The 5,474-nt window shown below is 47.3% G+C and carries 8 protein-coding genes and 1 pseudogene; 4 read left to right on the top strand and 5 right to left on the bottom strand.

Annotation, left to right across the window (positions count from 1 at the left end):
- A partial coding sequence (locus MoGM_RS01775) for a helix-turn-helix domain-containing protein (RefSeq protein WP_104368508.1) occupies positions 1-277 on the top strand: 277 nt, incomplete at its 5' end.
- A gap of 105 nt (positions 278-382) precedes the next feature.
- On the opposite strand, the gene MoGM_RS01770 is transcribed toward MoGM_RS01775, so the two are convergent.
- The 3 genes and pseudogenes from MoGM_RS01770 to MoGM_RS01760 all read right to left on the bottom strand — a co-directional run.
- Positions 383-604: a hypothetical protein gene (locus MoGM_RS01770; protein WP_233210111.1), complete on the bottom strand. Its 222-nt coding sequence runs from the start codon at positions 602-604 to the stop codon at positions 383-385.
- A gap of 27 nt (positions 605-631) precedes the next feature.
- Complete coding sequence (locus MoGM_RS01765) at positions 632-1,006, bottom strand: hypothetical protein (protein WP_104368507.1); 375 nt, start codon at positions 1,004-1,006, stop codon at positions 632-634.
- A pseudogene (locus tag MoGM_RS01760) lies at positions 1,003-1,476 on the bottom strand (site-specific integrase); the annotation flags it as partial. The pseudogene MoGM_RS01760 and the gene MoGM_RS01765, both read right to left, overlap by 4 nt.
- A 319-nt stretch (positions 1,477-1,795) precedes the next feature.
- Here MoGM_RS01760 and MoGM_RS01755 point away from each other — a divergent pair.
- Genes MoGM_RS01755 through MoGM_RS01745 form a run of 3 tightly spaced genes read left to right on the top strand, consistent with a single transcriptional unit; the run spans position 1,796 to position 4,851 of the window.
- Positions 1,796-3,127, top strand: a complete 1,332-nt coding sequence (locus tag MoGM_RS01755; RefSeq protein WP_104368506.1) for a site-specific integrase — start codon at positions 1,796-1,798, stop codon at positions 3,125-3,127.
- Between the two features lie 3 nt (positions 3,128-3,130).
- The gene (locus MoGM_RS01750; RefSeq protein WP_104368505.1) at positions 3,131-4,474 is read left to right on the top strand and encodes a site-specific integrase; all 1,344 of its coding nucleotides are present in this window, start codon (positions 3,131-3,133) and stop codon (positions 4,472-4,474) included.
- A 2-nt stretch (positions 4,475-4,476) separates the two neighbouring features.
- Complete coding sequence (locus tag MoGM_RS01745) at positions 4,477-4,851, top strand: hypothetical protein (RefSeq protein ID WP_104368504.1); 375 nt, start codon at positions 4,477-4,479, stop codon at positions 4,849-4,851.
- Between the two features lie 3 nt (positions 4,852-4,854).
- On the opposite strand, the gene MoGM_RS13125 is transcribed toward MoGM_RS01745, so the two are convergent.
- Both MoGM_RS13125 and MoGM_RS01735 read right to left on the bottom strand, forming a co-directional pair.
- Positions 4,855-5,001 carry a hypothetical protein gene (locus MoGM_RS13125; protein ID WP_199181754.1) on the bottom strand — a complete coding sequence of 49 codons (147 nt, stop codon included), beginning with the start codon at positions 4,999-5,001 and terminating at the stop codon, positions 4,855-4,857.
- 196 nt (positions 5,002-5,197) lie between these two features.
- On the bottom strand, positions 5,198-5,474 hold a 277-nt coding region (locus tag MoGM_RS01735; protein ID WP_104368502.1), incomplete at its 5' end, for a helix-turn-helix domain-containing protein.

The following is a 5,474-nucleotide window of genomic DNA, read 5'->3' as shown; positions in this document are numbered from 1 at the left end:
GTGGATAATCCACTTCATGGGCAGCCTCGACAGTCTGCTTGACCGTTTAGAGCATCTGACTGCCAATTATCGCCCAACATTGGGCAGCGAGCGTTTCTTTACCGACAAGGAAGTATCGGCACGGCTGAAGGTAAGCCGTCGGACACTTCAAGATTACCGTAATGAGGGGCGCATCGCCTATATCCAGTTGGGCGGCAAAATCCTCTACCGTGAATCCGACATCGAACGGATGCTGAATGATGGCTACCGCTCCGCCTACCGACAGAGGATAACCTGATTGGCAATCTGATTTTTTTGAAAGAGCGAAGTTTGCCGTCTGCCCTGTATTGAGGCAGTAATGGGTTTACAACAAAAAGAAAAGGAACGGCTTACGGATGAAGCATCAATATCCTGCTTCGTCTGTAAGCCGTTCCTCTATATCCTCTAATTTCCCGTCAGTCGCTTGTTCCCGTTGCCGGATGCCTTTCAAGCGTATGGCAGGCAGTGGCAAGGTTTTCGAGCAGAATACGCTCAAACTTGTTTGAGGAAGATTCTGCCCGAAACGGCATCGCCGCCTGACCTTGCCCCTGTCATCATAGCCATACGCTACCTTCGCATCCGACATCGGGAACGAGTGGCTGGCGGAATGGACTCAACTATGCCATAGGTTATTTCCTCTGCCACAGGAAATAAATAAATTTATTGGTGTCTCTTTTGTAGTGACACTCATTTTGCCGATTATAAACTGTCTAAGCTGGATACTTTCTCTACTGCATACCCTGAATACAACGGCTATAATCATTTCAATGCTATAAGTATCATAACTGATGCCGTCCGGCTGTTTGATATATCTCCTTGTTTCAACTTCGTTCAGTTCCTTGTTCTTGTAGATGGAACGAACCGCCTTGCGAATATCACATGAGAATACTCCGAGCAAGTCGGCAATCTCAAACTTTGTCATCCATACAGGTGCTATCGGCATAGTGACCGCACCTGTTTTATTGATTGTTATTATCCCTCTGTTCATACTGCACTAAATTTTCGTTTCAAGACATTCATTTCTTCGGAAACTGTCTTATCCAGCAGCTTAGCATAGATTTTTGTAGTTCTGAGGTCGGAGTGCCCCAACATCTTTGCGATAGATTCCATAGATACCTTATTGGCTATGGCAATGCAGGCGAAAGTATGCCTGGCGATATGTGTGCTTAAAGTTTTCTTGATACCACATACATCCGCTATTTCTTTGAGGTAGCTGTTCATACGCTGATTGGACGGAACGGGTAATACGACGCCTTTTTTAATACACTCGGGATGACTCTTGTATTTCTCTGCAATCATTCGTGGTATATCCAGCAAGGGGATGTTACACATATTGTTTGTCTTTTCACGCGGCTTTCTAATCCAATAGTCACCGTTGTTATCTTGTGTGATGTGCTTCGGTGTTAGATGTTGGGCATCCGTAAATGCCAATCCACTCAATGGATAGAAAACTATCAATGCAACCAATAGAGGAATACTGCAAACAAACGGCAAGGTGTTGTAATACAACAAAATTGCGTTATTTTGCACAATTAGGCAAACTGCAAAAACGGGTGGAATAAAGCACCTGTTCAGCTACCAAGTCATTACCTGTTTTCATTTCATTTAGATGCAGTCAATCAGGAGCTAAACTGTCAGCGAGGAGGACTTTCCATATAGGAAACATTTTCATTTTCGGCAGATTTATCCCGTCTGGTTTTGATTGCGCCGTTCTGCCTGATTCTCATACCGTTCAATAGGCTGGATATGAGTAATATTGCAATCAAAAAAGTAACGCATGAAAACAGAAATGAAAGTGCTGCTCTACATCAAGCGCAGCGGACAGGACAAGGATGGCTTTTCTCCACTCATGGGCAGAATATCCGTCAAGGGGAAGGTCAATTCCATCGCACAATTCGCGTGCAAGTTCAAAATCAAGGTGCAGCTATGGAACGCTACAGCCCAACGCTGTATGGGCAAAAGCAAGGTGGCGACAATGGCAAACAGGGAGATTGAACGGGTGCTGCTGTTGTTGCAGAAGCGGTTCAACGAGCTTGCCGACATTCGGGATGTCGTGACGGCCGAGGAAGTAAGAAACGTGTTTCAAGGTCTGGCTGAGACACAGGACACCATCATGAAGCTTTATGCGGAGCATAACAGTGACTATGCCAAGCGTGTGGGAGTGAACAGGGCGGCAATCACATTCTACCACTACCGGAACACCTGCCGGATACTCGGCGAGTTCCTGAAAGAAAAATACCATGTTTCGGATATGCCCATCAAACAGTTGGACGAAAATTTTATCGAGGCGTTTGACATGTATATGCGCACGGCAAGACGTTTCATGCCAAAAACCATACTCGGACATGTCAACCGACTGAAAAGCGTGATGATGCTTGCCGTGTTCCGCGGCATCGTCCCCTTCAGCCCGTTCAAGGGCTATACCCCGCAGAAACCCGTTTTCAAACAGATGTACCTGACGGAAGACGAGCTTGACAAATTTGCAAATACGACTTATGACACCCCCAACCGCAATTTCACAAGGGACATGTTCCTGTTCTCGTGCTGGACGGGTATCTGCTACTGCGACATGAGGAGCCTGACAGCCGCCAATCTGGTGCGAGCGGATGACGGCAGCCTGTGGATTCATACGGAAAGGCAGAAGACGGGCACCCCCGAATGTGTGCGGCTGATGGAGATACCGTTGAGCATCATCGAAAAGTACAAGGGCATGGATTGCAACGGGAAACTCCTTCCGATGCTGACCAAGGAGAGCATGAACAGGCATCTGAAAAAGATGTCCGTGATGTGCGGCATCAACCGTTCGATCTCATTCCATCAGGCGAGGCATACCTTCGGAAGCATCATCTGTCTGTCACAGGGGATTCCGATAGAGACCGTCAGCAAAATCATGGGACATCGGCATATCACTACCACACAGCGGTATGCGAAAGTCACGCAGGACAAGATAGACCGGGATGTGGATTACCTGAACAATGTTATCGGTGGCAAATTTTCTTTGTCGGGAATAGACATCGCCCCATCACCGATTCTGAAAGACTACAGCCGACGGAAAGTCAATCCGAGTATGAAGCAACGGGAGTACATAACTAAAATGATGGAGGGGTAAGCCATGCGAAGCACATTCAAGCTGTTGTTCTACATCAACCGCCAGAAGATAAAGAAAAACGGCAGATGCCCTATTATGGGGCGTGTCACCCTTGACGGAAAGGTAAGCCAGTATTCCACCGGGCTGGAAATAGAGCCTGACTTGTGGGATGCAAAGGAGGGAAAAGCATTCACGGACGGACGCAAGACCGGAAACATCACCGGCGAAAAAAGAAATGAGTTGAACAGGCTGAACTCATTGCTGGAGACATTGGAGGAAAAAGCGAAGTTAGCCTACAAGAAAAACGTAGATTCTTATGGTTTCGTCTCGGCTGAAATCATCAAGAATGCCGTAACAGGAAAATCAGACGTCAAAGAAACGCTGCTTTCCTTGTTTGACGAGCATAACGAGGAATATGCCAGACGTGTGGGCATTGACCGGACAAGGCATTCCTATGTCCGTTATCTTACCACACGCAAGCACATATACAATTTTTTGCAATACAAGTATGATTTGGAGGATATTCCGTTGCGTTCGCTGACGATGGGTTTCATGACCGACTTTACTTTCTACTTCTCCACCGTACTGCGGTTAAAAGTTTCCGCCTATAATGACTACCTTATCCTGCTGCACAAGATGACACGGCTGGCGTTGAAAAAACATATACTGAAACGTGACCCGTTTGCAGGACATAAGATTGAGAAAGTGCCTGTAAACCACCGCCACCTGAGCATTGAACAGTTTGAAAAACTGCTCAATGCTAAACTTCCCACCTACCGCCTGTGCCATACACGCGATCTGTTTGTCTTTTCGGTGTTCACGGGCATCGGCAGGGCTGATTTGGCGAACCTGACGGAAGACAACATCATCACGAAAGAAGACGGCTCCAAGTGGATTCACATCGCACGGCAGAAGACCAAAGCGGAGTGCCATATCAAACTTCTTGACATACCTCTCCGCATCATTGAGAAATACAAGGGTGAGGGTAAGGATGGAAAACTGTTTTTCGTTCCACAGACATGCAACCTGTGCAGAAGCCTCAAAATCATAGCCGAACAATGTGATTTAGGGTGTCATTTAACATTCTACCAAAGCCGGCACAGTTTCGCGACCCTTATTTGTCTGAGCAACGGGGTTCCGATAGAAACCATCAGCAAGATGATGGGGCATCATTCCATTCGGACTACCCAGATATACGCCGAGATAACCAACCATAAAGTGAGCAAGGATTTGGCGGTTCTGTCCGAGAATACCAAAGGCAAATACACTTTGCCCGATGATGGTATGCCGTCACGGGTATTCAAATGCGGAAATTACAGCGGATGGAAAAAGGAGTGTGCGGCAAATAATAAAACTAAAATCAAATGACAATGGATAGAGGAATAATTACAATCAGTGAAATGGGGATAATTACAATCCCTACTACTTCCGTATGGATGACCAAGTTTGAGATAGCCGACCTGTTCGGGGCATTCTCCTGCGACATCCGCAAGGCGATACGGGTAATCTACAAGAACAAGGAACTGAATGAAGCCGAAACAATGCGATATATCAGGCAACCCGATGGTATCAGTTATGATGTGTATAATTTTGAAATGATTATAGCCATCGCTTTCAGAATATGTAGCAAATGGACCCTTTTGTTCAGGCGGTTCGTAATAAATGAAATCTGCGCCACCAAGAAAGGAAGCCCGATAACATTATTCTTCTCTTGTGGCAAGGGCGGCAACCTATGGTATAACTGAGGTTCATCCCGTCAGCCACCTGTTCCCGATGCTCGGATGCAAAGGTAGCGTGTGGCTTTGACGGCAGTGGCAAGGTTGGGCGGCAGAGCCGTTTCGAGCGGAATCTTCCTCAAACGGGTTTGAGCGTATTCCGCCCGAAAACCTTGCCACTGCCATCCACACGCTTGAGAGGCATCCGGCAACGGAAACAAGCGACTGACTGGAAATCAGAAGAAATGGAGGAACGGCTTACAGACGAAGCTAAATATTGATGCTTCATCCGTAAGCCGTTCCTTTTTTCTTTTTGCCGAAGTTCCATTGCTGCCGCAAGTATGGGCAGACGGCAAACTGCGCTCCTTCAAGAAAATCAAGTTGCCGTCATTCGGTAGGCGGAGCGGTAGCTGTCTGCCAGCATCCTTTCGATGTCGAATTCACGGTAGAGGATTTTGCCACCCAACTGGATGTAGGCAATACGTCCCTCGTTGCGGTAGTCTTGAAGTGTCCGGCGGCTCACCTTCAACCGTGCCGACACCTCCCTGTCGGTAAGGAAACGCTCCCCGTTCAGTGGCGGGCGGTAGTTGGCGGTCAAATGCTCTAAACGGTCAAGCAGACTGTCGAGGCTGCCCATGAAGTGGATTATCCAC

This window comes from Prevotella sp. MGM1 (assembly GCF_002933775.1).
Taxonomy (GTDB): domain Bacteria; phylum Bacteroidota; class Bacteroidia; order Bacteroidales; family Bacteroidaceae; genus Prevotella.
The sequence above is the reverse complement of the archived record's forward strand: the minus strand, read 5'-3'. Positions and strand labels throughout refer to the sequence as shown.

Bases quoted from the DNA above. Each gene is read 5' to 3' on its own strand.
- MoGM_RS01770 (WP_233210111.1), bottom strand. From the start codon at position 604: ATGTCGGATGCGAAGGTAGCGTATGGCTATGATGACAGGGGCAAGGTC.
- MoGM_RS01765 (WP_104368507.1), bottom strand. From the start codon at position 1,006: ATGAACAGAGGGATAATAACAATCAATAAAACAGGTGCGGTCACTATG.
- MoGM_RS01755 (WP_104368506.1), top strand. From the start codon at position 1,796: ATGAAAACAGAAATGAAAGTGCTGCTCTACATCAAGCGCAGCGGACAG.
- MoGM_RS01750 (WP_104368505.1), top strand. From the start codon at position 3,131: ATGCGAAGCACATTCAAGCTGTTGTTCTACATCAACCGCCAGAAGATA.
- MoGM_RS01745 (WP_104368504.1), top strand. From the start codon at position 4,477: ATGGATAGAGGAATAATTACAATCAGTGAAATGGGGATAATTACAATC.